At 67.9% G+C, this 24,491-nt stretch carries 22 protein-coding genes and 1 pseudogene; 9 read left to right on the top strand and 14 right to left on the bottom strand.

Features of this window, described 5'->3' with window-relative positions:
• Window positions 1-35: 35 nt before the first annotated feature.
• The gene (locus tag EV647_RS40265; RefSeq protein WP_134012729.1) at window positions 36-3,062 is read right to left on the bottom strand and encodes a BTAD domain-containing putative transcriptional regulator; all 3,027 of its coding nucleotides are present in this window, start codon (window positions 3,060-3,062) and stop codon (window positions 36-38) included.
• Between the two features lie 92 nt (window positions 3,063-3,154).
• Between EV647_RS40265 and EV647_RS40260 the strand changes: the two genes are divergently transcribed.
• The 4 genes from EV647_RS40260 to EV647_RS40245 all read left to right on the top strand — a co-directional run bounded on the left by EV647_RS40260 (window position 3,155) and on the right by EV647_RS40245 (window position 5,439).
• The gene (locus EV647_RS40260) at window positions 3,155-3,718 is read left to right on the top strand and encodes an NADPH-dependent FMN reductase (protein WP_134012727.1); all 564 of its coding nucleotides are present in this window, start codon (window positions 3,155-3,157) and stop codon (window positions 3,716-3,718) included.
• Between the two features lie 13 nt (window positions 3,719-3,731).
• A complete protein-coding gene (locus EV647_RS40255) occupies window positions 3,732-4,271 on the top strand; it encodes a dihydrofolate reductase family protein (protein ID WP_134012725.1) in 540 nt (179 codons plus the stop codon).
• A 149-nt stretch (window positions 4,272-4,420) separates the two neighbouring features.
• Window positions 4,421-4,972, top strand: a complete 552-nt coding sequence (locus EV647_RS40250) for a hypothetical protein (protein WP_134012723.1) — start codon at window positions 4,421-4,423, stop codon at window positions 4,970-4,972.
• A complete protein-coding gene (locus EV647_RS40245; protein WP_202876485.1) occupies window positions 4,969-5,439 on the top strand; it encodes a hypothetical protein in 471 nt (156 codons plus the stop codon). The genes EV647_RS40250 and EV647_RS40245 overlap by 4 nt, the downstream gene beginning before the upstream one ends.
• Window positions 5,440-5,448: 9 nt before the next feature.
• Here the strand turns inward: EV647_RS40245 and EV647_RS40240 are convergent, their stop codons facing one another.
• The 9 genes from EV647_RS40240 to EV647_RS40200 form a co-directional block, all read right to left on the bottom strand.
• Window positions 5,449-6,807 (bottom strand): FAD-binding oxidoreductase, encoded by a 1,359-nt coding sequence (locus EV647_RS40240; protein ID WP_134012721.1) that lies wholly within the window; start codon window positions 6,805-6,807, stop codon window positions 5,449-5,451.
• Between the two features lie 190 nt (window positions 6,808-6,997).
• Entirely contained in the window at window positions 6,998-7,663 is a 666-nt protein-coding gene (locus EV647_RS40235) for a GntR family transcriptional regulator (protein WP_134012719.1), read from the bottom strand.
• Between the two features lie 41 nt (window positions 7,664-7,704).
• The gene (locus EV647_RS40230; RefSeq protein WP_134012717.1) at window positions 7,705-8,619 is read right to left on the bottom strand and encodes a D-2-hydroxyacid dehydrogenase; all 915 of its coding nucleotides are present in this window, start codon (window positions 8,617-8,619) and stop codon (window positions 7,705-7,707) included.
• Entirely contained in the window at window positions 8,619-9,440 is an 822-nt protein-coding gene (locus EV647_RS40225) for a carbohydrate ABC transporter permease (protein WP_134012715.1), read from the bottom strand. Before EV647_RS40225 ends, EV647_RS40230 begins: the two co-directional genes overlap by 1 nt.
• Window positions 9,440-10,339 carry a carbohydrate ABC transporter permease gene (locus EV647_RS40220; protein WP_134012713.1) on the bottom strand — a complete coding sequence of 300 codons (900 nt, stop codon included), beginning with the start codon at window positions 10,337-10,339 and terminating at the stop codon, window positions 9,440-9,442. Before EV647_RS40220 ends, EV647_RS40225 begins: the two co-directional genes overlap by 1 nt.
• On the bottom strand, window positions 10,336-11,634 hold the full coding sequence (locus EV647_RS40215; RefSeq protein ID WP_134012711.1) for an ABC transporter substrate-binding protein: 1,299 nt from the start codon (window positions 11,632-11,634) through the stop codon (window positions 10,336-10,338). The genes EV647_RS40220 and EV647_RS40215 overlap by 4 nt, the downstream gene beginning before the upstream one ends.
• Window positions 11,635-11,644: 10 nt before the next feature.
• Window positions 11,645-13,459 (bottom strand): alpha-amylase family protein, encoded by a 1,815-nt coding sequence (locus EV647_RS40210; protein ID WP_134012709.1) that lies wholly within the window; start codon window positions 13,457-13,459, stop codon window positions 11,645-11,647.
• Entirely contained in the window at window positions 13,456-14,304 is an 849-nt protein-coding gene (locus tag EV647_RS40205; protein ID WP_134012707.1) for a 2-hydroxy-3-oxopropionate reductase, read from the bottom strand. Before EV647_RS40205 ends, EV647_RS40210 begins: the two co-directional genes overlap by 4 nt.
• Window positions 14,301-16,379 (bottom strand): alpha-amylase family protein, encoded by a 2,079-nt coding sequence (locus tag EV647_RS40200; RefSeq protein ID WP_134012705.1) that lies wholly within the window; start codon window positions 16,377-16,379, stop codon window positions 14,301-14,303. The genes EV647_RS40205 and EV647_RS40200 overlap by 4 nt, the downstream gene beginning before the upstream one ends.
• An 81-nt stretch (window positions 16,380-16,460) precedes the next feature.
• Between EV647_RS40200 and EV647_RS40195 the strand changes: the two genes are divergently transcribed.
• Window positions 16,461-17,258: a hydroxypyruvate isomerase family protein gene (locus EV647_RS40195; protein WP_134012703.1), complete on the top strand. Its 798-nt coding sequence runs from the start codon at window positions 16,461-16,463 to the stop codon at window positions 17,256-17,258.
• A gap of 67 nt (window positions 17,259-17,325) precedes the next feature.
• A complete protein-coding gene (locus EV647_RS40190) occupies window positions 17,326-17,877 on the top strand; it encodes a dihydrofolate reductase family protein (protein ID WP_134012701.1) in 552 nt (183 codons plus the stop codon).
• Here EV647_RS40190 and EV647_RS40185 read toward each other — a convergent pair.
• The gene (locus EV647_RS40185) at window positions 17,862-18,773 is read right to left on the bottom strand and encodes a LysR family transcriptional regulator (protein ID WP_134012699.1); all 912 of its coding nucleotides are present in this window, start codon (window positions 18,771-18,773) and stop codon (window positions 17,862-17,864) included. The two genes, EV647_RS40190 and EV647_RS40185, sit on opposite strands and share 16 nt — an antisense overlap.
• Before the next feature lie 78 nt (window positions 18,774-18,851).
• On the opposite strand from EV647_RS40185, the gene EV647_RS40180 reads away from it, so the two are divergent.
• The gene (locus EV647_RS40180) at window positions 18,852-19,760 is read left to right on the top strand and encodes a DMT family transporter (protein ID WP_134012697.1); all 909 of its coding nucleotides are present in this window, start codon (window positions 18,852-18,854) and stop codon (window positions 19,758-19,760) included.
• Window positions 19,757-20,791 (top strand): S9 family peptidase, encoded by a 1,035-nt coding sequence (locus EV647_RS40175; protein ID WP_238177633.1) that lies wholly within the window; start codon window positions 19,757-19,759, stop codon window positions 20,789-20,791. The genes EV647_RS40180 and EV647_RS40175 overlap by 4 nt, the downstream gene beginning before the upstream one ends.
• An 8-nt stretch (window positions 20,792-20,799) precedes the next feature.
• On the opposite strand, the gene EV647_RS42385 is transcribed toward EV647_RS40175, so the two are convergent.
• The 3 genes from EV647_RS42385 to EV647_RS40160 all read right to left on the bottom strand — a co-directional run bounded on the left by EV647_RS42385 (window position 20,800) and on the right by EV647_RS40160 (window position 22,699).
• Entirely contained in the window at window positions 20,800-21,516 is a 717-nt protein-coding gene (locus tag EV647_RS42385; RefSeq protein WP_166680551.1) for a hypothetical protein, read from the bottom strand.
• Window positions 21,517-21,671: 155 nt separating this feature from the next.
• The gene (locus EV647_RS40165) at window positions 21,672-22,358 is read right to left on the bottom strand and encodes an MFS transporter (protein WP_134012695.1); all 687 of its coding nucleotides are present in this window, start codon (window positions 22,356-22,358) and stop codon (window positions 21,672-21,674) included.
• Window positions 22,355-22,699 carry a hypothetical protein gene (locus tag EV647_RS40160; RefSeq protein ID WP_134012693.1) on the bottom strand — a complete coding sequence of 115 codons (345 nt, stop codon included), beginning with the start codon at window positions 22,697-22,699 and terminating at the stop codon, window positions 22,355-22,357. The genes EV647_RS40165 and EV647_RS40160 overlap by 4 nt, the downstream gene beginning before the upstream one ends.
• A 154-nt stretch (window positions 22,700-22,853) precedes the next feature.
• Between EV647_RS40160 and EV647_RS40155 the strand changes: the two are divergent.
• Window positions 22,854-24,491 (top strand): annotated as a pseudogene (locus tag EV647_RS40155) (hypothetical protein); the annotation flags it as partial.

Raw genomic sequence — 24,491 nt, 5'->3', positions numbered from 1 at the left:
ACTTCGATAGGCGAATAATCTCAACAACAGAACATCTACTGCCGGACGAGCAGTCCGAACGCGTCAGCCGGGCTCAGCCCCTCGCCACGGGAGAACGCCGCCCGATACGCCTCCGGCCCCAGCGCGGACTCGGCCGCAGCGACCGCCCGGGCAAGGTCGTCTTCTTCTGTCGCGGCCATCAGATAGTTCTCGGTGGACCTGGTCGCCGACGAACTCCCCAGCAAGGTCGCGGCGAGGGTCTTGTCCGGGTGACAGGCCGCGATCCCCTCCAGCGCCCAACACATGCTCCGCAGCGAGTCGAACTCCTCCGAGACCCGGAAGGCCTCCATGTGCAGCTCCAACGCGTCGTCCGGCCGGCCCTGGAGCTCCCTGACGAACCCGAGCTCTTCCAGCACGATCGACAGATACAGCACCGACTCCGGCTGCAAGCGGGCGGCGTCGATCAACGCCTGCAACCGCTCCGACGCCTCGTCCAGAGCGCCGGTACGACGAGCCGCGAAGCCAAGCACCAACTCCGCCAGTGCCTGCGTCGCGCGCTGCCCTTGCTCGGTCGCCAGCCGCAGCGCACGCTCGCCGTACGTCCGGGCCTGCTCGTAGTGTTCTCGCCGGATCGCCGTCCACCCGAGCATTCCCAATGCGTTGGCGACCTCGGGCCACAGCCCGATCTCCTCCGCGGCCTCGGCACCTTCGAGGTGCAGCCGCTCCGCCTCGTCGAAGTCGCCGACGAGCTCGGCGTGCGCCCCGAACCAGCCCGTCGCCTGCAGCACACCCCACCGATCCCCCAGCGCCCGGAAAATCTCGATGCTCTGACACGCATCGTCGTACAGCGCCGGCAGATCCGCCCGTACGTGCGCATGCTTCGCGCGCGCAGCCAGCACAGCTGCCACGCCCCACTGGTTTCCATCGGCCTCGAACGTCTTCAGGGCCTGGTTGAGCATCGACAGACAGGCAGAGAGGTCGCCGACGTCGCTGGCGGCATGGGCAATCCACCACTGGCCCATGGCATCGGCACTGTCCAGCCAACGGTCCCGCTCCTCTGCGGCGTCCGGGTGCCCGAGCAGGTACATGAACCCGGCCCGCCACACCCCAGCCCGCGCAGAACCCGGCACTGTGTCCAGAGACCGCATGGCCTCCACATACCGACCACGGAGGAACCAGTACCAGGACAGTGCGTCCACAAGCCGTTCGGCGAGGTCCAACTGCCCTGTGGTCACCGCACGATCCAGTGCGGTCCGGAAGTTGGCGGAGTCCTCGTCCAACAGCTGCAGCCACCTGCTCTGCTCGTCACCGAACAGTCCGGGCCGCGCCGCCTCAGCCAGCGACACGTAGTAGGACAGGTGCCGTTGACGAGACGACTCCAGCTCACCGCTCACACGCAGTTTCTCGACGCAGTACGCCGCCACTGACTCGAGCAACCGGAAGCGACCACCATCGACCGGTACAACGAGCGACCGGTCGACCAGACGCACCAGGACATCCAGTACGTCGTCCTCCCCGCACACAGCCGCCGCAGCCTCCGCCGTACAGCCATCTGCGTGTACGGCGAGCTGCCGCAACACTGACTGCTCCTCAGGGGCGAGCAGCTCCCAGCTCCAGTCGATCATCGCGTGCAGCGTCTGCTGTCGTGGCGCTGCACCGCGGTGTCCTGTCGCCAGCAACCGGAAGCGGTCGTCCAGTCGCGCTACGAGCCCACGTACCCCGAGCGCTCGCACTCGCGTCGCAGCAAGCTCCAACGCGAGCGGGATCCCGTCCAGCCGCCTGCACAGTACGGCGACATCAGCAACGGTCTCGTCCGTCAGGGCGAAGCCACGTGACGCGGCCGCCGCACGTGTCACGAACAGCTGCGCTGCACTGCACTCACCGACGGCCTCGACGCCGGCCGACACGGGAGGCACAGCCAAGGGCGGAACACCCCACACCACCTCACCAGCCAGGCCCAACGGCTCGCGACTCGTCGCGAGCACACGTAGGCCAGGAGCCGTGGCTAGTAAGCGGTCCGTCAGCGCGGCAACCTCCTCGACAATCTGCTCGCAGTTGTCCAGCACCAGCAGCCGGGAACCCATCACTGACGCCAGCAGATCGACCACCGGTGTGCCCCCGGTATCGCGGAGATCCAGAGCTGCCTGCACCGCGTCAGTGAGCGAGTTGGCGACCGACAACGCGTCAGGAGTCACTGCAGCGAGCTCGACCAGCACGACGCCGTCCGCGAACCGGCCCGCAACATCGGCCGCGGCAGCCAGCGCCAAGCGCGTCTTGCCGACGCCTCCCGGACCAGTCAGCGTGACTAACCGTGACGTGCCCAAACAGGCACCTACATCCGCCAATGCATCGGTACGACCGATCAATTCAGTCAGCTGAGCGGGAAGGTTGTTGCGTGCGTGCGGCAGCTCCTGCGTGAGGATCGACTGCTGCAGCGCCACGAGCTCCGGGCTAGGGTCCAGCCCGAGATCCTCCAACAGGAGCTGCCGTAGCTCATCGAAACTCTCCAGAGCCTCCGTCTGCCGCCCAGCTCGGTAGAGGGCCTTCATGTGTGCGGCACGGAGCCCCTCACGCAGTGGGTGCTCTTTCACGAGCGCTGCGAGGTCCACAACGGGTAGATCGGCCTGCTCGAGAGCAGTGAGCCGCAAATCGGTCAGCCGGGCTACAGCTGTCTCAACGAACGCGTCGTCCGCAAAGTCGGCGTACGCCGGACCGCGCCACAACGCCAGCGCCTCGTCGACAGAGCCGGCGGCCAGCAGTTCACCGAACTTCAGGGCGTCATACGTCTCAGCAGAAACCACTAGCGAGTAGCCGGCCGGACCGGACTGCACCAGCGAGCGACTGCCGGGCTCAGCGTCTTCAAATGCTCGTCGCAGCTGGGACACCTTCGCAGACAACGTCCCGGACGGGTTACCGGGCAGTTCCGACCCCCAGAGGTCGTCGATGAGGCGGTCCGCGGGAACAGGTCGGCCCTCGTGCACCAGCAGGTTCGCCAGCAGCGCACGGACCTTCAGCCCCTGGATGACCACGGGCGTCCCCGCGTCCGTCCACGCCGTCACTGGTCCGAGTACCCCGAAGCGCATGACGGCACCTTATTCCGGTCGGCCAGAAAGGACCGGAAAGAAACCGTAAACCCCTTCCGGCAGAGTCTGGGTCAGACGGAAGGAGGACGCAGATGCGACTGGCAGTGATCATCGGCAGCACCCGGCGCGGCCGGTTCGGACCGACCGTGGCGCACTGGCTCGCAGAGCAGGCCACCAAGCAGTTCGACGTCGACCTGGTCGACCTGGCAGCTGCGAACCTGCCGACCACGCTGCCCGACGCGGACGACGAGACGCCGCTGGAGGTCGCCGTACTGAGCAGCAGACTGGCCGCCGCGGACGCGTTCGCTGTGGTCACACCGGAGATCAACTGCAGCTTTCCGGCCACGCTGAAGACCGCACTGGACTGGTACTACGAGGAGTGGCACGCCAAGCCGGTAGCGATCGTCAGCTACGGCCGGGAGAGCGGCGGCTGCCACGCCACCGCGCAACTGCGCCAGGTCTTCACAGAACTCCAGGCGGTCACCATCCGCAACACTGTCGCACTGCCCTGCTACTGGGAGCAGTTCACCGCCGACGGCGGCTGGCCACGGTCTTCTGCCGGCTACGAGGCAAACGCCAAACTCATGCTCGACCAGCTCGTCTGGTGGGCCGAAGCACTACAGGACGCCCGCAACAGGCGCCCGTACCAACCCTGAGAGGAAAAGACCCATGAGGAAGCTGATCGAATCCACGTTCGTCACCCTGAACGGCGTCATCGACGAGCCGCAGAACTGGAGCCCGCCGTACTGGGACGAGGAGCACATGGCCTACAACCAGTCCCTGATGGAAGGTGTCGAGGGACAGGTGCTCGGCCGGGTCACCTACGAGGGCTTCGCGGACGCCTGGCTGTCACGGGCCGGCGACCCGCTCGCCGACAGCTTCAACGCGATGCCGAAGTGGGTCGCCTCGCGCACGGTCACCGAGTGGAAGTGGAACGCACAGCCGCTCGAGGGCGACGCTGCCGAGGCCGTCCGCAAGCTCAAGGAGTCCGAGGGCGGTGACCTGATCAAGTACGGCACCGGGTCGTTCTCGAAGACGCTGTTGGAGAACAAGCTCGTCGACGAGTACCACTTCTGGATCTTCCCGGTGGTCGCCGAGGGCGCCACCATGTTCCAGGGCACCGGCATCGACATCACCCACCTCGACCTGCTCGGTACGACGACCTTCAAGTCCGGCATCGTCGTCCACAAGCTCGCACCGAAGTCCTGATCGCAGTTCCCGCGTCCGGCCGGTCACCCGCAGCAGGGTGGCCGGCTGGAGGCTTGTTCGCATCTTCCGTGGGTACCGGTTCGGGCTACGGGGGGCTGAGGCGGCGCTGGGGACCGCGGATCCACACGTGCGACCGGACTGGAGTTCTGATGGGTACCGTCCTGACCATCGTGATCATCGTCGTGGTGCTGATCGCGGCCGCGGCGCTTCTGTACCTGTACCAGCGCAGACGCTCGGGCGAACTGCAGCAGCGGTTCGGCCCGGAGTACGAACGCACACTGGAGGAGTCGGGCGATCGTCGCAGCGCCGAGCGCGACCTGCGCGAGCGGGAACGCCGGGTGTCGCGGCTGCACATCACGCCGCTGAGCCGTGAGTCCGCCCAGACCTACAGCGCCGAGTGGGCCGAAGTGCAACAGAGCTTCGTCGACCGTCCCGCCGGAGCGGTCGCGGACGCGGACCGGCTGGTCCTGCGGATGATGCGCGAAGCCGGGTACCCGGTCGACGAGTTCGAGCAGCGGGCCGACGACGTGTCCGTCGGGCACCCTGACGTCGCGATGCACTACCGCGAGGCCCACCGGCTCGCCGTCGCCCAGGCGCGCGGCGAGGCCGATACCGAGGACCTGCGGCGCGCGGTCACGGCGTACCGCCACCTTGTCGACGCCTTACTGGAAGACAGCGAGCACATCCAGGAGCAAGCATGACCACCAACGATCGCCGTGGCGTCCCGCTCGACGACGACCGCACGCTCGACGACGACGATCTCGAGCCCGACCCCGACCTGGCCGGGCACCGCGACGTCGACGACGGCCGTACGTCGACCGCTGAACCCGACCGCGCAACAGAACGCGCAACCGACCGGACGAACGACCGGGCGAACGACCGGGCGAACGACCGGACGGCTGGCGGACCGCTGGTGGCAGAGGACTCGGCCGTCGACTTCCGGGCCCGCTGGGACGTCGTCCAGCAAGGCTTCGTGGACGACCCGCGCAACGCCGTCAGTGAGGCCGACAAGCTCGTCGACGACGTGCTCAAGCACCTGGCGGACGGCTTCGACCGCCAGCACCAGGACCTCGAACACCAGTGGTCGACCGGCGAGCCGTCGACCGAGGACCTCCGCTCCGCGCTCCAGCGGTACCGCGCGTTCTTCCAGCGCCTCCTGACGTTGTGATGTTGTGCGCTAGGGCGCGATGTTCTGGTTCAGGTGGAACACGTTGTCCGGGTCGTACTTGCGCTTGACCTCGGCCAGCCGGTCGTAGTTCTGCCGGTAGTTCTCCCGGATCCGGCCCTGGTCGTCGTCGGCCATGAAGTTGATGTACCCGCCGGCCTCGGAGTGCGGCGCGACATCGTCGTAGTAGGACCGCACCCACTCGGTCCCGGCCTCGTTGTCGGCCGGGTCCGGCCACATACCGGCGATCACGGTCGCGAAGTTCGCGTCCCGGTAGGCGAACGCGGTCGCGTCCGAGGTCACCCGGTGGCAGGCGCCGTTGATCGGGTAGATGTGCACGGTCGAGTTCACCGCCGGGAGGCCGGGCGCGTGCCGCACGTGCGCCTGGATCGCCTCGTCGGTCAGCTCGGTGACGAAGTTCGCCTTCCAGTAGTGCTGCAGACCGGGCGGCACCAACGCGTCGAAGGCGCTGTTCAAGGCCGGGTACGGCATCGGACCGACGTGCTCGGCCATCACCGGCGCGAACTCGCGGAACTTCGAGATCTGCGTCTCGCCCTCGTCGAGATCGCCGGCCCAGCAGCCGACGATCGCCACGAACGGCTCGCCGTGCCGGTTCTCCGGGATGAACGGCAGCGGCGGCGCGATCTGGAACGCCGGGAACCCGCCGAGCTGCTCGGGCGCGTCCTTGATCAGTTCCCGGAAGCCCGACAGTACGGCGACCGCGTCGGACATCTCGAAGAACATCGGGCCGCCGTAGATCGTCGACACCGGCGCCAGCCGGAACTCGAGCGCGGTCACCACGCCGAAGTTGCCGCCACCGCCGCGCAACGCCCAGAACAGGTCGTCGTTCTCCTTCTCGCTCGCGATCAGGAACTTCCCGTCCGCGGTCACCACGTCCGCGGAGACCAGGTTGTCGCAGGACAATCCGAGTCCACGGGCCAGGTACCCGATCCCGCCGCCGAGCGTCAGCCCGCCGACGCCCGTGGTCGAGATGATCCCGCCGGTGGTGGCCAGCCCGAACGCGTGCGTGGCCGCGTTGAAATCGCCCCACGTCGCGCCGCCGCCGGCCCGCGCGGTCCGGTTCACCGGATCGACCCGGACGTTGCGCATCCCGCTCAGATCGACGACGACGCCGTCCTCCACGGTGCCGAACCCCGGCACGCTGTGCCCGCCGCCCCGGACCGCGAGCTCGAGCTCGTTGCGGCGTGCGTAGTCGATCGCCGCCATCACGTCACCGGCGTTCTCGCAGCGCACGATCACCCGCGGATGCTTGTCGTGCATCCAGTTGTTGACCCGGCGCGCTGCGTCGTACCCCTCGTCGCCCGCTGCGAAGACCTGTCCGCGCGTGCGTTCTCTCAAATCGTCGATCATTGTTCGCTCCCCGCCACTGCCGTCTGCCGCAGATCGGCGCGCGCGTACGGCGCACACCACGCAGACCGGTCGTCTCCGTCGAGCGCAGCGCGAGAACTTCACCCCAGAAGCGTCTGATCCCCCGACGAGATCCGGCCCTCCCCCAGACCCGCCCCGTTCTCCCCGAGGCTCCCAAGCCGGACGGCTTTCGTCAATCCCCAGACAGGGTGCTGAGCAAGCGGCCCTGCGCCTGCTCGAGGTGATAGGCCAGGTGATCGCCCGCGTCCTCCGGGGCACCCTGCTGGATCGCCTCGAGGATCGCCGCGTGCTCTTCGGCGACCGTGGTCGGCGCGGCCTTGCGGTGCGCCTGGTACTGGCCCATGGTCAGGTGCACCTCGCCGATGATCAGCTCGTGCATCCGGGTCAGCCGGCGGCTGCCGACCGCGGCCACCAACGCCGTGTGGAACGCGATGTCCGCCTCGACCTGGTTCTCGAACAGCCGGTCGCGCGCGGCGTACTCGATCGCGACCTGTGCCCGGGCGGCGTCAGCCGGCACCTGGCCGGTCGCGGCCAGCGCGGACACCGCCGCCTTCTCGATCGTGATCCGGCTGAAGAACAGGTCCCGGATCTCGGCCTCGTCGAGCACCGGAACGACCGCTGTCTTGTGGGCGGTACGCCGCAACAGGCCGAGCGCGGTCAGCCGCTCGAGGGCCGCCTTCGCCGTCGGCCGGGCCACGTTGTACTCCGTGGCGAGCCGGACCTCGGTGAGTTTCTCCCCCTGCGGGATCTCGCCGTTCACGATCCGCTTGCGGATCGACTCGTAGAGCGCGTCGGTCAGCGAGGACGGCCCGAGCTCGAGACGCGCTTCGGTACTCACAACACCCCCTCCAACGAAACTGGTCTGGCAAGTGTACTGGCCTAGTAACCCGCGGCCTTGTCCACCACGTTCCGCAACGGCTCACCGGCGACGAAACGGCGGATGTTGTCCGCGACGATCTCCTGGTGCCGCCGGAGGGTGCCGTCGCTGGTGGCGCCGTTGTGTGGCGTGACGACGACGTTCGGCAACGACCAGAACGGGCTGTCGGGCGGCAGCGGTTCCACTCCGTGCGCGTCCAGGCCGGCGCCCGCGATCTGCCCGGTCCGGAGCGCCTCGAGCAGGGCCTCGTCGTCGGCGATCCCGCCGCGCGAGATGCAGATGAAGTACGCCGTCGGCTTCATCCGCGCGAACGCGTCCCGCCCGAAGACACCGACCGTCGAGGGCGTCCGCGGCGTCGTCACCACGACGAAGTCCGACTCCGCGAGCAACCGGTCGAGATCGCACAGCTCGTCGACGTTCGGCGCAGGCTGCTCAGCACGCCGCCGTACGCCGAGAACTCGCATGTGGAATGCCTTCGCCTTCAGCGCGAGATCGAGACCGGAGTTGCCGAGACCGTAGATACCCACGGTCCGGCCGGCCAGCTCGCCGTGACGGTAGTGGTCCCAGCGGTGCTCCGCCTGCGCGCGCATCCACCGCGGTACGTCGCGATTGAGCATCAGCATCAGCAGGATCGAGTGCTCGGCGAGCGAGATCCCGCCGTTGCCGGCGCTCGAGGTGAGGACGACCTCCGACGCGAGCATCTCCGGCGTGAGGTCGGCGTCGACCCCGGCCGACGGACTGTGCACCCAGCGCAGCCGCGGGGCCTTGACCAGCACGTCCGGCGGCACGTGACCGACGACCGCCTCCATCTCGCCGTAGACGTCCGAGGCGTCGTCGAGTGAGTCGACGAAGCGCACCGCCTGCTCCCCCGCCGCCGCGACGTACGCCGGTGTTTCCTTGCCCACTACAACGATCATCACTTCAGTCCCGTCGTCGCGATGCCGCGGATCAGGTACTTCTGGGCCACGGCGAAGAAGATCAGGATCGGGACCAGCGACAGCAACGACATCGCGAACAGCATGCCCACTCCACTCTGGGTCTCGGAGTCGACCATCGAGTTCAGCGCCACCGGCACGGTGAACGCCTGCGTCCTGGTCAGGTAGATCAACGGTACGAAGAAATCGTTCCAGGTCCAGATGAAGGTGAAGATCGTGGTCGTCACCAGCGCCGGTCGCATCAGCGGCAGCACGACGTACCAGAAGGTCAGGAACGGGCCGGCGCCGTCGATCCAGGCCGCCCGGTCGAGCTCGCGCGGCAAGGTCCGGATGAACTGGACCATCAGGAAGACGAAGAACGCGTCGGTGGCCAGGAACTTCGGGATCAGCAGCGGCCAGTAGGTGTTCACCAGGCCGAGCTGAGAGAAGAAGATGTACTGCGGAATCACGAGCACGTGGAACGGCAGCATCACCGAGGCGAGCGTGATCGCGAAGTACACCTTCCGCATCCGGAACTGCAGCCGGGCCAGCGCGTACGCCGTCAGTGAGCAGGAGAACAGGTTGCCGGCGATCGAGGCGATCGTGACGATCAGCGAGTTCACGAAGAACACCGAGAAGGGCCGGTTCAGCGCGTGCCAGCCGTCCTTGAAGTTCTCGAACGTCAGGTCGGACGGGATGATGCCCGGTTCGGTCAGGATCTGTTCGGGCGGTTTGAACGCGCTCACCACCATCCACACCAGCGGATAGATCATGAACGCCACGAACACCAGCAGCCCGGTGTGTTTCAGGACAGAGCGCTCCATCAGCTGTCTCCGTAGAAGACCCAGTACTTCGAGACCAGGAAATGCAGTGCTGTCACCACGGCGATCGCCACCATCAGCACCCAGGCCAGCGCCGATGCGTAGCCCATGTCGAAGGCGACGAACCCCTGCTGGTACACGTACAGCGTGTAGAACAGCGTCGAGTTCGCCGGACCGCCGGTGCCGCCGCTGACGATGTGCGCCTGGGTGAAGGTCTGGAACGCGCCGATCGTCTGCAGGATCAGGTTGAAGAAAATGATCGGCGTGAGCAGCGGAACTGTCACGTGCGTGAACTGCCGCCAGACACCAGCGCCGTCGACACGCGCCGCCTCGTACAGCTCGTCAGGGATCTGCCGCAGGCCCGCCAGGAAGATCACCATCGGCGAGCCGAACGTCCACACGTTCAGCACGATCAGTGTCGCCAGCGCGGTCCGCGGGTTCTGCAGCCAGCTCTCGCCGTGGATCCCGATCAGCGCCAGCCCTTTGTTGATCAGACCGTCGTCACCGAAGATCTCCCGCCACAGGATCGCGATCGCCACCGAAGACCCCAGCAGTGACGGCAGGTAGAACGCGCTGCGGTAGAACGCCAATCCGCTCAGGCCGCGGTCGAGGATCAGCGCGAGCAGCAACGCGAAGGCGAGCTGCAGCGGCACCGACACCAGCACGTAGATCAGGGTCACGCGGACCGAGGCCCAGAACTGGTCGTCGTGGATCATCCGCTGGAAGTTCTCCAGCCCGGTCCACTCCGGCGGATTGAGGATGTCGTAGTTCGTGAACGCCAGGTACAGCGACGCGAGCAACGGCACCGCGGTGATCAGCAGGAACCCCAACTGCCAGGGGATCAGGAACACGTGTGCCGCCCGCCCCTGGCGATTGAGGTAGAACTTCGAGCGGGACGTCATGCGGCCCGCTTGATCCCGGCGCCGATCTCGTCGACCAACTTCTTCGCACCGGCCGGCACGGCCGTCTTGCCCAGCGCGATCTCCTCGCAGATCCGGGCCATCGCGGTCCGCCAGGTGCTCGACCCGGGAGGCGCCTCGTACCGGGGCTTCCGCTCGGCCGCGCGTTCCTTCGCGACGACAGCGAGCATCTCCTTCTCGTCCGGGCTCGCGAACGCGGCGGCCTGCTCGGCGACCTTCGGGTTCGTCGGCGCGCCCATGGTCAGCCGGACGGTCTTCAGCATCTCGGCGTTGTTCACGTTGTAGTCGAGGACCTTGCCGGCCGCCTCCAGGTTGCCGTCGTCGATCCGCTGGTAGATCGCCATCCGCGGGAAGTACAGGTACTTGTGGCCGGCCGGCGCTCCCGCGGCGATCGGCGCCGCCCGCAGCCGGAACTTCTCCTTCGGGAACATCTTCGCGTCGTCGATGATGTGGTTGGAGTTGCCGAAGTTCACCAGGACCTTCTTCCCCACCTGAGCCCAGTCCGGGCCCATTCCCTCCTGCTCGCTGAGCGACAACGCACCGCCGGCCTTGCGCAGCTTCTCCCACCAGTCGAGCCAGCTGCCCAGACCGTCCACCGTGAACCCGACCTGACCGTCCTGGGTCCACAACTGCTCACCCCGCTGCCGCAGCCAGGCCTCGAACGTGAGGTCGTGGTCGGGTGCGTACGGCGTACCCTTGCGCTTCCCAGGATTGTTCTTGCTGTAGGCAACGAGGAGCTCGGCGAGACTGTCCCAGGTCCAGCCCGGCCCCTCGGCGGGAATGGTCACGCCGTCGGCCTTGGCGACGGTCTCGTTGTAGCGGATCACCGGAGTGAAGATGCCGAACGGCAGCGTGTTGAGCTGCCCGTCGAGCTTGAAGGTCTCCAGGTCTTCCTTGCTGTAGTCGTCCCACTTCAGCGTGGGAATGTCGTCGAGCTTCCGGTACAGCTTGCTCTTGTGGTACGTCATCACCTGCGGCGACGCGATCCAGAAGATGTCCGGAACGTCGCGGGCCGCGATCTGCGTCGTCATCCGTTCCTGGAAGGCGGTGTAGTCGGCGAACTCCGGCTCGATCGTGATCGACGGGTTCGCCGTACTGAACTGCTTCAGGGCCTTGGTGTAGTTCTGCTGGCGGATGTTGTTGCCCCACCACGCGTACCGCAGCGTGACGTCGCCACCACCGCCCGACGGTCCGCCGCCACTCCCGCTGCACCCCGCGACAGCGGTCGCCGCGAGCCCGGTTCCCAGTGAAAGCTTGAGAAATCCTCGCCGATCCATCTCGTTCTCCTCACACACAGACGAGTACGTCGAACAACCCGATCTCCGGCACCTGCACCCACCCGTCGCTTACCGGCAGGTCCTCCTGCGCCACCAGCGCCCGCACCTCGCGTACGCCGGCCGGCACCCGCGACCAGGCCGGTCCGATCCGTACGGGCGGAGCGAATCGCTGGTCGGTGTCCCCCGATCTGTTCAGCAGATGTACGACGAACCCCGCCGCCGACCGCCCCACCACGATCTCCACCTGCTCCGGCAGGTCCGTCTCCACCGCTCCGCCCACCTGATCCACGAACAGATCGCGATGAACGCTCAACCCCACTTCCCGATAGGCCTGTCCGATGGTCCACGGGAACAGCACCACGTTGCCCTGCTTGACCATCCCGGGATGGTCGAGCGGCACGTGTCCGTAACACTTCTCCGGCGGGCCGTACGGCGCCCTCGACAGGGCTCGTAGCGCGATCTCGGCGTCGGACGGCGCCTCGATGACGTTGAAGGTCCCGAACACCGGGACACCGCCCTCGAGGTGCAGAGAGCGGGTCTCCGCCTCTGTTTCGTACCGTGCGATCGTCCGGACGGAAAGCGCCGTTGTGGTGCCGGTGGCGACTACTCGACCGGCATAGGCGCCTAGGTCCACTGGTCCGACATTCGGCAGCACGACTGTTCGATAGCGGCTCAGGTCCGCCTCGCCGAGACGCTCTTGCGGCAGCACGTCGAACGGCACATGGCGCTGCAGGAGCGAGAGGTAGAGACCTTCGAACTCGGCCCGAGAGTGCACTGGTCTGACCAGTAGCGTCTGCGCGGCCGGTACCAGGTCGCGATAGACCTCCGCGTGGTCACGGTGGAACCGCGTGAGCCGGGACGCGACGTCCAGGCAGGCGTACGGCGTGGTGGCCGGTGTCCCCATGATGTACGTCGAGGGGTTGGCGCCGCGGGCGATCGCCTGCACCAGGTACTGCGCGAAGTGATGCGGATCCTCACTCGCCATCCGGTACGGCATGTCCACGAAGCCCACCGAGTTGGTCAGCACCGGGACCGTGGGACGGAACGTCTTCGCCGCGCTCACGCTCTCGCTGGTTCGGTGATGCCACAGCCGTCGCCCGACCGCGTTGATCGCCTCGTGAAACACGATGTCCGCCTGATCGCCGAGGACCAACGGTGCCTCCGGACGTCGAGCCGCCAGGTGCTCCCGGATCCTGCCGGTGAGATCGGCCAGCACTTCCTTCGAGAACCGTAGCCAGTCCGCATACCCGGGTGAGTCACGGTCGTCCGGCAGCACCCCGTCGTACCGCTCCTGACAAGCCACGCAGTGGCAGACCCCGTGGTAGACGCGGCTGTAGTCGACCTCGTTGAACGACATCCAGTTGCAGAAGAAGCCGTCCAGCGGATATCGATCGAGCACCTCGTCGAGGACCTCGAACAGCTTCACCTGGTAGTAGTCACCGCTCGGGCACACGCTCGTCAGCCCGTTGTAGACCTGCCGCGCCCCGCTCGGTCCGACGAAGCACCAGTCCGGATGTGCCTCCGCCCGCCGGTGGTCGATCTTGGAGAAGTCCATCCGGCCCATCACGCGGATGCCGCGCCGCGCCGCCGCCTTCACCGCGTCGCCGACCAGGTCACCGGACGGGCGCTCCGCCAGGTACGGGTTGCGGGTCTGGAACTCCAGATCGGTCGGGTAGTTCGACAGGATCCCGCCGACGCTCAGCAACCAGGTGTCAGCGCCGAAATCCTCCAGATAGTCCAGCACCGATTCGACGTCCAGCCCGGCGTCGATCTCGCGCAGGTTGGTCTGGAACATCCGGAACGGGTCCTGCCACCACAACCTCATGACTGCTCCCGGCGCAACGTCCGGTAGAGCGCGGAGTGGTCCAACTCCCCGTCTCCGTCCGCGATGGCAGCGTTCATCAACTGCTGCGTCGCGGCGGTGTTCGGCAGCGGCAGATCCAGTTCGGCCGCGGCCTGGACGGCCAGCCCGAGATCCTTGCGGTGCAGCCGCAGCCGGAACCCCGGCTCGAAGGCTTCGTTGACCATCCGCTCGCCGTGCACCTCGAGAACGCGTGAGCTTGCGAACCCGCCCATCAGCGCCTGCCGGACGACGGCCGGATCCGCGCCGGCCCGTTCCGCGAACAGCAGTCCCTCGGCGACCGCTTCGATGGTCAGCCCAACGATGATCTGGTTCGCGACCTTCGCGGTCTGCCCGGCGCCGGGACCGCCGATCAGCGTGACGTTCTTCCCGAGGACGTCGAAGATCGGCCGCGCCCGCTCGAACACGTCCGCCCGGCCGCCGACCATGATCGTCAGCGTCCCGTCCCGCGCACCGACCTCGCCGCCGGACACCGGGGCGTCGAGGTAGTCGCACCCCAGTTTCTCGATCAGCTGCGCGAAGCCGATGGTCGCGGTCGGCGAGATCGAACTCATGTCGATCACCAACGACCCCGGCCGCAGCCCCTCAGCGGCGCCGCCCGGCGCGAACAACGCCGCCTCGACGTCAGGGGTGTCCGGCACCATCAGGATCACCACCTCGGACCGCTCGGCCACCTCCTTGGCCGAGGCGCACACCTGTGCCTCGAGGTCGGTCCGGCCGCGATAGACGGAGAGTTCGTGGCCGGCAGCAACCAAGTTGTCCGCCATCGGCCGGCCCATCACCCCGAGCCCGACGAACCCGATCCTCATAACTGGCTCCAATCGACGTGCACGACCTCGAGCAGCCCGGCGGTCGGGATCACGATCTCTGCCCGCCCGTCCACGACCGCCGGCTCCAGGTCGACCCCGGCCACCAGCAGGCGGACCTTCGGCCGATCCGTCGGTACGGCGATCGACACGGTCTGCGGCGGCAGCGGGAGGGTCTCGCGGATCGCCCCTCGCATCGCCATCGGATTCGTGAGGTTGACCAAGGCAACGGCGACTTCGTTCTCGCCTCGATGGACTGCGACGTCCACCAATCCAGCACCCTCGACGGTCACCGACGGCGTCTTCCCCAAAGCCCAACCGACGGCGTTGGCGATCAAGCGGCCATGGTCGGACTGCAATGCCTCCCAGAAGATCGCTCCGAGGTCGAACGGGAAGTACACCGTCCGGCCGCCCCGGGCGTTCTCCGTGCAGATCACCGCGGGCTTGTCCGGAGCCTCCCGCTGGTACACCTCCTCCATCGGCAGGTCCGGGAAGTCCGGGATGAACCGGAACGGCGTCACAGCGTCCGACTCCACCCCGATGATGTGGGTGCCGCCAATGATCCGCGTCGTACCCTCGAAGCCGGCGTTCAACGGATGCGCGTCCGTCAGCGCGATGTAGTTGTTCTGCACCGGCCGGCTCGCCTCGGTCAGGCGGACGCCGAGCACGTCCCCCAGCCCGAAATCGGCCCGCTGGTTCCCGTTCTCGTCGTACAGCGAGCTCTGGTACGCCGCCACCAGCGACCCGCCACCCTCGACGTACGACCGCAGGATCGCGCACTGGTCGTCGCTGAGCTGCTCGGCGTTGGCGAGGACGACGACCTTGAACCCGCTCAACCGCTCCACGGTCATCGCCTGGTCGGAGACGAACTCGAACGGCACGCGCGCCTCGACGAGCGCGTGGTAGAAGCCGTCCTCGTGGTCGTTGTCGCCGGCCCGCAACTGGCCGGTCCGGGTCGGGTCGAGCAGCGCCACCTCGGCAGTGATCCGCAGATCCTTGAGCACCGGTTCGACAGCTGCGTGCAGGTTGAACGCCTCGACCACCGGCCGCACCCAGCGCTGGTCCGGCACGCTCGCGTTGAACTTCGTGAACCACGGCAGCGCGCCCTGCGCGAACCCGTCGACGATCCAGGTCTTCGTCTCCTCGGGCGGCGCGACGGAGTCCTTCCAGCGGTACTTGTGCTCGGGCCCGACGGAGGTGATGAGTCGTACCGGACGGTCCGGGAACACTCCTCGATTGCGCTTCCCGTTCCGGCCGGCCGCCCACGGCGCCTCGATACCGTGCCGGCCCTGCTTGTCGATGATGAACAGCGGCGCGACCGGCTCGGCCAGATCACGGGCCAGGTCGCGCGCCGCGAGCGCACCCATGTTCGGCACGAAGCGGGCATGCGGGCGGAGGTCGCGGACCGCCTGGTCCCAGATGCCGACCAGGTCCCCGAGTCGCCGGCGCCGCCAAGCGACGTACTCCGGCCAGCCCTCGCCGTGCTCCTCGGACGGCAACTCCAGACCGGTCTCGTCCCGGAACGACCTGCGGGCGTCCTCGCTGTACGAGATCCCGTAGTACCCCTCCCACCGATTGGCGAAGACCGCGTCCACGCCGTACTCGCGGACGATCTCGCGAATCACCTCGGTGACGAATTCCCGGTGGTACGGCGTGAACGCGCACGTCAGCCAGATACCGGGGTACGCCCAGTGCTCGATCGGGTTGCCGTCCCGGTCGCGGGCCAGCCACTCGGGGTGCGCCGCTGCGGCGTCGGCGTGGACCGCGTGCGGGTCGACCCGCGCCATCACACTCATGCCGAGGCTGCGGGCGCCGTCGACGAGCGTGCCGAACGGGTCGGTGCCGCCGAGGAACTTGCTCCGGTAGTGGTACTCGATCTCCGTCGGGTAGTAGGCGACGTACCCGCCCGCGCTGATGCAGGTCGCGTTCGCCTTGCTGTCGCGCATCAGCCGCAGCCAGAAGTCCGCGTCGAAATGCGCGGGATCGTCCTCGGCCAACGTGATCTGGGCCCAGCGGGTCGCCGCCAACGGCCAGTCCGGATCGGAGTCGACTACTTGGTTCTCGTGCTCGGTGTGCATCGCACCTCCGGCGTCGTTGGTAGTCGTAAGATTGTTAGACAAGAATGCACGACTGGCAAGAGCTGATGTTAGTCTTCGGCGATGAAGTATCGCGGCCACGAGCTGAGTGCGAACGTCTCGATGCTGTTCACCGAGCTGCCGTATCCGGAGCGGTTCGCCGCGGCGGCGCAGGCCGGTTTCCGGGTCGTGGAGTCCTGGTGGCCGTTCGCCGTACCCGATCCGTCGACGGCCGAGGTCGACGACTTCGTGCGCACCGTGTCGGCCGCCGGGGTGTCGCTGGGCGCCTTGAACTTCTACGGCGGAGACATACCGGGCGGGGAGCGCGGCGTCGCATCGCATCCGGATCGGCAGGAACAGCTGACTGCCAACGTGCGAGCGATGGTCGGGATCGCCGAGCGCACCGGCTGCCGGCTGTTCAACCTGCTCTACGGGCAACTCGACGACCGCTGGTCGCCGGAGGAGCAGGAGAAGACTGCAACAGCCGCGATCGGTGCCGCCGCCTCGGCCGTGGCCGCCGTGGGTGGCACGGTCCTGATCGAGCCACTGACCAAGGGGTTGAACGGCCGCTATCCCCTGCTCACCGCGGACGACGTCCTGCGGCTCCTCAGCGGCCCATTGCGGGACGTCGACAATCTCTCGCTGTTGTTCGACACGTTCCACCTCGGCAGCAACCGGGTCGACCTGCTCGCCACGGCGTCGACGGTTCCGGTCGCGCACGTCCAGCTCGCCGACAGCCCGGGACGCGGCGAGCCGGGATCCGGAGGGCTGCCGATCGACGCGACTCTCGACGCGTTGCGAGCTGCCGGATATCAGGGCGTCGCAGCCTGCGAGTACAAACCGACGACGGACACCCTCGAAAGTCTCGGCTGGATTTCCTGAACCGATGTCAAAGCCGGGCGACCTGCTCCGACCGGGAGGCACAGGCAGCCATCACCGGGAGGACATCATGCGGAAGATCATGTACTACGTGCACCAGTCGCTCGACGGCTTCATCGAGGGGCCGAACGGCGAGTTCGACTGGCCGGTGCTCGGGCCGGAGCTCGGTGCGTACTCGATGTCGCTGACCGAGCGCGCCGACCTGTTCCTGTACGGGCGGACGGTCTGGGAAATGATGTCGTCGTACTGGCCGAACGCCGAGGCGATGAACCCCGACCAGCACGCGATCGAGTTCGCGCCGGTCTGGCGCCGTACGCCGAAACTCGTCCTCTCGACGACCCTCGAAAGCGCCGATTGGAACACGCGCATCGTCCGCAACGCCAAGGACCTCGAGGCGATCAAGGCGGAGCCGGGCAAGGACATCCTGCTGACGGGGAGCTCGACCGTCGCGGCGGCGCTGACCGGGCTCGGGCTGCTCGACGAATACCACGTGATCGTGCACCCGGTGGTGCTCGGCGGCGGCAAGCCGGTCCACCAGCCGACCGGTCGACGTACGCTCCGGCTGGCGGAGACCCGGTCCTTCGACGACCGGACCGTGCTGCTGCGTCACGACCTCGTTTGATCGGTGGCAGCAGTGGCCAGAGCATCGGCGACTGCCGCGACCGCGGGAGTTCGGGTACGGCGGGTCAGCAGGAACACCGCCCGCCCGACATCCCCTTCGGCCGGCAGCCGTACGGCGACGCCTGGAGCGCCCGCACCGATGACGAGATCCGGGAGCAGTGCGCCCGCACCCGTCGTACGGACGAGCTCGAGCAGGATGAGGAAGTCGTCGGAGCTGTAGCGGATGTCGGGCTCGAACCCGCCGAGCTCACGGCACACGCGGACGTGCATCTCGCGGTGACCGGTGTTGGGCTGGCACGCAGCCCACGGCAGGTCTGTGAGCTGCCTCAGCGGGACGCGGTCGGCAGCGGCCTCCGGATGATCCTCGGGGAGAATGACGCGGATCTGTTCGCGGAGCAGGTGCTCACGATGCAGGTCGGTGTGTACGGCGCGCGGCTGGCCGTCGTACTCGTCGCCGACCATGACGTCCAACTGCTGCAACCGAAGCGCGGGCGCGGCCTGCTCGACCTCGAGCTCGGCGGCCTCGACGCGGATATCGGGATGCGTCGTCGCGAGGCTGCGAATCGCCGGAGCGACTACGCGAATGAAGGCGGACTGGAACGACGCGATCCGGACCACTCCCGCAACCCGGCCGGCCGCGACGGCAGCCAACTCCGCCTCGGCTGCTTCGACTCCGTCCAGCAGCGCCGTCGCGTGCCGCACCAGCACCTCGCCCGCCGCAGTCAGCCGCACATTGCGACCGACCCGCTCGAGCAATCGGGTCCCGGTCTCACGCTCCAGAACGGCCAGTTGCTGCGAGATCGCGCTGGGCGAGTAGCCGAGCGCGCGGGCCGCGCCGTGAACTGTTCCGCGGCCGTGGACCTCCCGCAGCAACCGCAGTCGGTGCAGATCCATCATTCGTTCAGCTTAGCTTCACAATGCTGTCCGTGAAGCCGTGATAGACGTGAACGGTCTGCTCCCCTGACCATCGATGATGTGGGACGCCTCTTCTGCCTTCTTTCCGCCGCCACCTTCGGGGTCATGGCCGTCTTCGGCAAGCTCGCGTACGACGCGGGCGTGTCAGTGGACGCCCTCCTCCTGGTCCGCTTCGGTCTCGCCGGCGCGCTACTGCTCGCCCTCGCGTTCGCCCGCGGTTCGCTCCGCAACCTGCCCCGCCGGGCCGTCCTCACCGGACTCGGTATGGGCGTGTTCGGGTACGCCGCCCAATCCGGCCTGTACTTCTCCGCGCTGGCTCGCATCGACGCGTCACTGGTCGCGCTGCTGCTGTACCTGTATCCGGTGCTGGTGATGGTCGGGGCGATCGCGCTGCGCCGCGAACGCGCGTCACGCCGGCGCCTTGGGGCGCTGGCGGTCGCGCTGGTCGGGATCGGGCTGGTGCTCAGCGGGGCGATGACCGGGCGGTTCGACCTGCTCGGCGTCCTGCTGGCGTTGGGTGCACCAATCGTCTACACCGGCTACATCCTGGTCGGCGATTCGCTGACCACCGACGTCCAGCCGCTCGCGCTGACGGCGCTGGTGTGCACTGGCGCCTTCGGCACCTTCCTGGTTCTCGGCCTCTTCCGCGGAACTGATCTGACGTTTGCCCCGATCGGCTGGCTGTGGCTGGCCGCTGTCGCGCTCATCAGCACCGTCGCGGCGATCCTGTTCTTCTTTGCCGGGATGGCCCGGGTCGGCCCGTCGGTGGCCTCGATCCTGTCGATCTTCGAGCCGGTCGTGACGGTCGTCGCGGCGGCGCTCGTCTTCGGCGAGCACCTGAGCGCCGTGCAGTGGCTGGGTGGAGCGCTCGTACTGTCCGCCGTACTGATCGTGCAGTGGCCCGGCGGCCAATCGTTGCCGGAACTTTCGCGGACTTCTCCGGAGGCCACGGCAGACTTGGCTGTATGAGCCGGCGGATGGCGTGGGCGGGAGTCGTCGCGTTGATGACGACGGCCGCGATCACCTGCACCAACGACGACGCGGCACCCCCTGCGCCGCCACCGAGCGCGACCTCCCCCACGCCGTCCGCCGCTCCCCCGACCACCTCACCACGACCGACCGTCCCGACTTCGACCGCTCCCAACCCGGTATCGCTGCAGGCGTTGACGACGAAGAAGTACAACGGCGACGGCCTTCGACTCGGCCGCGTGCTCGCCCGCAACTCGGCGTACACGCGCTATCACGTCACCTACCGCAGCGCGACGCTGACGATCTCGGGGATCATGAACGTCCCCTCAACCCCAGGACCGCACCCGGCACTCGTCCTGAACCACGGCTACATCGACCCGGCCGTCTACACGAACGGTCGCGGACTGATGCGTGAGCAGGACTACCTCGCCCGCCGTGGGTACGTCGTCCTTCATACCGACTACCGCAACCACGCCGAGTCCTCGAAGGATCCGAGCTCCGAAATCAACCTGCGACTCGGCTACACCGAGGACGTCGTCAACGCCGTCCTCGCGCTCCGCACCTCGCAGTACGTCGACCCATCGCGGATCGCACTGCTCGGCCGCTCGATGGGCGGCGGAATCACCTACAACGTGCTCGCGACGCAGCCCGGTCTCGTGAAGGCCGCCGTCGTTTTCGCGCCGGTCAGCTCGGATGCCGTCGACAACTTCAACCGCTGGACGCGACCGGATCGGCCGGTCGCCGCCCAGATCCTGCGCAGGTACGGCGAACCGGCAACGAACCCGTCGTTCTGGCGAAACCTGTCCGCGGTGAACTTCTTCGGCCGCGTGACCGAGCCGGTGCTGATCCACCACGGCGAGTCCGACTCGACCTGCCCGATCGCCTGGTCCCGCGAAACCCTCGCCGCTCTCAAGGCTGCGGGGAAGGACGCGACGCTGTTCACGTACCCCGGCGAGGAACACGCGTTCGGCCCCGCGTGGCCGACGTCCATGACAAAGACAGTAAGTTTCCTCAAGCAGCACGGGGTTTGACCACGGCGTCAGGCGGGCTTGCAGGCCGGCGCGTCCGCGAGGGCCGCAGTGGCGCGGGCCGCCGCGTTGAGATTCCGTGGCGCGGCGGTCCAGGCGGCGACCCAAAGATCCTGCGCATGCTCGGCGCCGAAATCCCCCGCCGCGTGAGCGGCCATCGCCTGCAAATGGGCCGCCCAGTCCCCCGCGGCGGCGCGGTCCGCCGAGCCCGCGGCGTCGAGGGCGGCGAGCCGCAGCTTGCACACCGCGGCCGCCTTGCCCGGTACGCCGGCACAGCTGCCCTTCACCTTCGCACGCTCGGCGACCGCTGAATTCACCGCGACTTCATCCGCGGGACCGAGCAGCCGGGTGCGCTTCCAGATTGCCTTTGTCTGTTCCTCGGAATTCTTACCGGCCAGCAAATCGGTCCGTGCCTGTACGTGTTCACGCCAATGCTCAGTGGCATTACCCGCCGCCGCGACAACGGCTTCCGCCGCCTGGATTTCCTTGACGCACGCGGCCGCGCCCGGATTCACCACGTTGCGCTCGGTCGCAGGCGGCGTACTGAGCGTCGGGGTTGCCAGATGTGCCGAATGCGTGGTGATCTGTGCCGACGGATCCGCGGACCCGCCCCCGGAGCCGGCCTGTGCGATCGCCACCCACGCCGCGGCGCCCAGCGCGGCGACGATCCCGACAGCCAGCCACACCGCGCGATGCGCCTGAGGTATTGCCCGTTTCGCTCGCGACATAATCCTCATCCCCAATTCGAGAATGCTGCCACGGGCACGCGAGAAACGCGACCAATTCACGGTACGCGACGGTAGTCCTGCATTCCGTGCGATTATTCTTCAGGGTTTGAACCCGCGCGCCCAGGCCCGTCCGGTCCGACAGGCCCGGGAACGCTTCACGACAGTGGCTGCCATTCGTCGTTCGGCATCCGGAGGATCGCCCACCCCACCGCGGCGAACCCCACTGCCTGCAGTCCCCAGCCGACCAGGTCGAGCGGGTGGCTGCTGATGATGACCGAGATCAGGTGCAGCGGCTGCGAGACCGCGACCGCCAGCGCCGCCCACCGGCCGCCCACTCCGGAACGCCACATCGCGATCCCGAGCAGGATGGTGCCGAGTACGTGCCCGACCACGAACACGGTTCCGGCGACATCCACCGAGCCGTGCGTGACCTCGGCGATCCTCGTGATCGTCGCCTGATCGACACCGGCGGTGCCCGCCGACCAGGTGAACACGTCGCTCCCCGCCAGCCAGGGCAACGACAGGTAGCCCGGGACGATGAGGAACACCGCGATCCCGGTCAGCCAGGGCGCGCCACGGCGGGCCAGTCGTCCGACGAAGTACACACCCGGCACCAGCGTGACCAACGCGAGGTAGGACAGCCACAGGATCGTCGAACTGCGATCGAGGTGACCGACGATCTTGCTGGTCATTGTCGAGACGTCGTCCGCGGTGTCGTACGGAAGCAGGAACCGGAGCAGCGCCACCGCGGCCGGCCCGATCGGCAGGACGAGCGCTGCCACCAACCGCCACGCGGGCCGGATGTCCGGGCGGGACGTCGTACGGCTGATCGTCTGTGTCATCGCGCACCTGCCAACTCGCGCTTCGGCAGCAGTACGGCGATCACGCCGACGACCGTCGCAGCGACCCCGAATCCGGCCGCGGCGACCGCGGCAGCGGGTACATCGGACACGAAGAACGCCGGTACGGCGAGCAGCGCAGAAGCCAACCGCAGCGTGATCAACGGCGCCAGCGTCCAGCGCTTCCCGCGCCAGGCGTACCCGACCAGCACCAGGCTGATCAGCCCGATCACCGAGGCCCCGATCGCGACGCTCATCGGCGGGTGATCCCCGTCCGTGAGGAGCGGTGTCGCCACGTCCATCAGGGCGAGCAGCCCGAGGAGAACCAGCCCGAATCTGTACATTTCCCTACCCCCTTGTTCCGGTGTTGGCACCACCGTCGTCCCTGCGGGCAGCTGTCCGCCTGAGGGTGGATTCCCTCGCCGGCGGGCAGTTCCCCGCCCGATCCGGGATCGCTTTCCCGAGACGCCGGGAACCTTTCGGGAGCACACTGCGGATATGACAACGTCCCGGAACCGCCGAGGCCTCGCCGCCGCGCTGGCCGCGCTGGTGGTCGCCGAGGTGGTTTTCGCCGTGGCCTACGGCGTCTCGATCGGGTGGGGCTGGCGCGAGCTGGTCGACAGTTTCTCCGTGACGAACGGCCTGATGGGCCTCACCTTCGGCCTGTGCGGCGCGGTGATCGCCTGGCACCGGCCGGCCAACCCGATCGGCTGGCTGTTCCTCGCGGACGGCATCGGGCACGCCACCACGCCGTTCGCCAACACCCTCGCCTATGTCGTGCACGGCGAGCTCGCCCAGCGGGTGCTCGTTACCGTCTCGATGGCTGCCTGGCCGTGGTCGATCGGACTGTTCCTGCCGCTCGCGCTGTTGCTTTTCCCGGACGGCCGGTTGTTGTCCCCGCGCTGGCGCTGGGCCGCGATCGGGATCATTGTGACCGCACCGCTCTTCGTGCTGGAGATGATCGGGAGCGGCGAAGCGATCTCGCCCGATCTTCCTCTCGGCTTAGTGACCGTGCCGAACTTCGACGCTCTGCAACCACTGTGGACAGCGACCGAGGTGCGCAACCTCGCCGCACTCCTGCTGGCCCTGATCTGCCTCGGGATCCGCTACCGCCGGGCTGACGAAGCGGGCCGCCGGCAACTGCTGTGGTTGCTGCTGGCCTCGGTGATCGCGCTGCTCTTCGTCGTCCCGTGGGCCTTCGTCGCCGGTACGCCGATCCTCGTCCTGCTGGCGATTCCGCTGATCCCGATCGCGGTCGCTGTCGCGATCGTCCGCTACCAGCTGCTCGACATCCGGTTGGTCGTGTCGCGTGCGCTGACGTGGGCGCTCTTGTCGCTGGTTGCCATTGGCATCTATGCGGCGTTGGTCGCGTTACTCGACTCGCTGATCGCGTCACAGGTCGGGCGGTCAGCCGCGGTGACCGTGTTCGTGGCGCTGGTCATCGCGCCGGTGCTGCCCCGGCTTCAGCAACTGGTCGACCGAGCCCTGTACGGCGATCGGCACGATCCGGCGCGCGTGGCGTCCCGGGTCGGCGAGCAGCTGTCCGCCGGCCTTCCGGGCGTGGTCGCGGCAATCCGCTCCGCACTACGCCTCCCATACGCCGCCCTCATCGTCAACGGCCAAGTCATCGCCGCCAGCCCCACCACCACCGACCGCACCGCCACAGACAGCAGCACCCAGACGAACAGTTCCGCCGCTGACGTCCGCGCGATCCCGAGCGGTCCCGCCGCCGACGGTCGCGGCATCGCCGACGAAACGGCTGTTGACCACAGCGGCGCCCCGGACGGAGCAGCTGTTCACCGCAGCGGCGTCCCGGGCGGTTCTGCTGTCGACCACAGCGGGCACGCGGGCGGTTCTGCTGCTGACGGCAGCGCGCACGCGGGCGGAGCAGCTGTTGACCACAGCGGTTACGCGGGCGGTTCCGCTGTTGACCACAGCGGGCACGCGGGCGGTTCTGCTGCTGACGGCAGCGCGCACGCGCGCGGAGCTGCTGTTGACCGCAGCGCGTACCCGGACGGAGCAGCTGTTGACCACAGCGGGTACGCGGGCGGTTCCGCTGTTGACCACAGCGGGCACGCGGGCGGTTCTGCTGCTGACGGCAGCGCGCACGCGCGCGGAGCTGCTGTTGACCGCAGC

It is taken from the genome of Kribbella sp. VKM Ac-2566 (genome assembly GCF_004366005.1).
GTDB classification, from domain to species: domain Bacteria; phylum Actinomycetota; class Actinomycetes; order Propionibacteriales; family Kribbellaceae; genus Kribbella; species Kribbella pratensis.
This window is presented reverse-complemented; position numbering and strand designations above follow the sequence as displayed.

What these genes read in the sequence shown, in the direction of transcription:
- EV647_RS40190 (WP_134012701.1), top strand. Translation starts at nt 17,326, where the DNA reads ATGCGGAAGATCATGTACTACGTGCACCAGTCGCTCGACGGCTTCATC.
- EV647_RS40160 (WP_134012693.1), bottom strand. Translation starts at nt 22,699, where the DNA reads ATGTACAGATTCGGGCTGGTTCTCCTCGGGCTGCTCGCCCTGATGGAC.
- EV647_RS40240 (WP_134012721.1), bottom strand. Translation starts at nt 6,807, where the DNA reads ATGATCGACGATTTGAGAGAACGCACGCGCGGACAGGTCTTCGCAGCG.
- EV647_RS40225 (WP_134012715.1), bottom strand. Translation starts at nt 9,440, where the DNA reads ATGGAGCGCTCTGTCCTGAAACACACCGGGCTGCTGGTGTTCGTGGCG.
- EV647_RS40215 (WP_134012711.1), bottom strand. Translation starts at nt 11,634, where the DNA reads ATGGATCGGCGAGGATTTCTCAAGCTTTCACTGGGAACCGGGCTCGCG.
- EV647_RS40195 (WP_134012703.1), top strand. Translation starts at nt 16,461, where the DNA reads ATGAAGTATCGCGGCCACGAGCTGAGTGCGAACGTCTCGATGCTGTTC.
- EV647_RS40185 (WP_134012699.1), bottom strand. Translation starts at nt 18,773, where the DNA reads ATGATGGATCTGCACCGACTGCGGTTGCTGCGGGAGGTCCACGGCCGC.
- EV647_RS40220 (WP_134012713.1), bottom strand. Translation starts at nt 10,339, where the DNA reads ATGACGTCCCGCTCGAAGTTCTACCTCAATCGCCAGGGGCGGGCGGCA.
- EV647_RS40205 (WP_134012707.1), bottom strand. Translation starts at nt 14,304, where the DNA reads ATGAGGATCGGGTTCGTCGGGCTCGGGGTGATGGGCCGGCCGATGGCG.
- EV647_RS40175 (WP_238177633.1), top strand. Translation starts at nt 19,757, where the DNA reads ATGAGCCGGCGGATGGCGTGGGCGGGAGTCGTCGCGTTGATGACGACG.
- EV647_RS40245 (WP_202876485.1), top strand. Translation starts at nt 4,969, where the DNA reads ATGACCACCAACGATCGCCGTGGCGTCCCGCTCGACGACGACCGCACG.
- EV647_RS40250 (WP_134012723.1), top strand. Translation starts at nt 4,421, where the DNA reads ATGGGTACCGTCCTGACCATCGTGATCATCGTCGTGGTGCTGATCGCG.
- EV647_RS40260 (WP_134012727.1), top strand. Translation starts at nt 3,155, where the DNA reads ATGCGACTGGCAGTGATCATCGGCAGCACCCGGCGCGGCCGGTTCGGA.
- EV647_RS40210 (WP_134012709.1), bottom strand. Translation starts at nt 13,459, where the DNA reads ATGAGGTTGTGGTGGCAGGACCCGTTCCGGATGTTCCAGACCAACCTG.
- EV647_RS40200 (WP_134012705.1), bottom strand. Translation starts at nt 16,379, where the DNA reads ATGCACACCGAGCACGAGAACCAAGTAGTCGACTCCGATCCGGACTGG.
- EV647_RS40255 (WP_134012725.1), top strand. Translation starts at nt 3,732, where the DNA reads ATGAGGAAGCTGATCGAATCCACGTTCGTCACCCTGAACGGCGTCATC.
- EV647_RS40230 (WP_134012717.1), bottom strand. Translation starts at nt 8,619, where the DNA reads ATGATCGTTGTAGTGGGCAAGGAAACACCGGCGTACGTCGCGGCGGCG.
- EV647_RS40165 (WP_134012695.1), bottom strand. Translation starts at nt 22,358, where the DNA reads ATGACACAGACGATCAGCCGTACGACGTCCCGCCCGGACATCCGGCCC.
- EV647_RS40265 (WP_134012729.1), bottom strand. Translation starts at nt 3,062, where the DNA reads ATGCGCTTCGGGGTACTCGGACCAGTGACGGCGTGGACGGACGCGGGG.
- EV647_RS42385 (WP_166680551.1), bottom strand. Translation starts at nt 21,516, where the DNA reads ATGTCGCGAGCGAAACGGGCAATACCTCAGGCGCATCGCGCGGTGTGG.